The following is an 828-nucleotide window of genomic DNA, read 5'->3' as shown; positions in this document are numbered from 1 at the left end:
AGGACGAATGTCCGCAGCGTGAATATTATGTTAGGCGAAGCTTAATTCTCCCTGATTAATCTAGAGAGTTCATTATTTATATCAGCCCTGAATTTTATCATTTTCTCAGCTCCAGGTTTGTTCTCTAATCTATCAATATAACTATTTGCTTTTTCTTTTAGTTGCAAATCAATGATTAATTGGTTATATTCCTCAATCAATTCTCCAAATAATTCAAATGCTTTATTTCTAAAAGCTTTAGTGTATTGTGCCGGAAGTTCTCCTCTTGCCTCATGTCCCGTAAAAGGATCAATTATTTTAGGAATATACGCAATGTTCCAAGGAGCAGTAAATAAAAAAGGATTTTTAGTTTTCCCAAAAATATGTGAAATTTGATAGTTCTGAATTTTAATTAACCCCCCTGAATCAGCCTTAATATTTTTTCGATAGCTAGTGTAAGAATTTAATACTCTTTCGGGCATCGCATTATTTGTAGGATCTACTTGAATCATTTTATTTCCTAATACTTCTCCGTAAAGTTCCATAAATAATCTGGTCCCTGAACCATTTCGCCCATAACCTCTAATATAAGCAAGCCTATTATTAAGTACATTATCCTTTACAATATTCCATCCAGCTTTCGCTTTTTCAAAACTTATATAAATGGACTCTTCTAAGCCAAATTCAAAAAATTGTTCTTTACTTATATGTTCTCTATTAAAGAATTCTGCATATGAATCTTTCATTGTTTTGCTCCTTCTATTAAGTTTCGTCTAACGTTCCTGTATTCACGACTCGACGTATGTCGAGTATCCGGCGACTGCCGGATCAAGGGCGTATGCCCGCAGC

The 828-nt window shown here is 34.1% G+C and carries 1 protein-coding gene; it reads right to left on the bottom strand.

All coding sequences use genetic code 11. The features are described 5' to 3' along the window. Positions 1-41 precede the first annotated feature (41 nt). Positions 42-725: a hypothetical protein gene (locus WKI47_RS16785; RefSeq protein WP_340228316.1), complete on the bottom strand. Its 684-nt coding sequence runs from the start codon at positions 723-725 to the stop codon at positions 42-44. Between the last annotated feature and the right edge of the window lie 103 nt (positions 726-828).

Source organism: Saccharibacillus sacchari (assembly GCF_037722395.1).
Lineage (GTDB): Bacteria > Bacillota > Bacilli > Paenibacillales > Paenibacillaceae > Saccharibacillus > Saccharibacillus sacchari_A.
The sequence above is the reverse complement of the archived record's forward strand: the minus strand, read 5'-3'. Positions and strand labels throughout refer to the sequence as shown.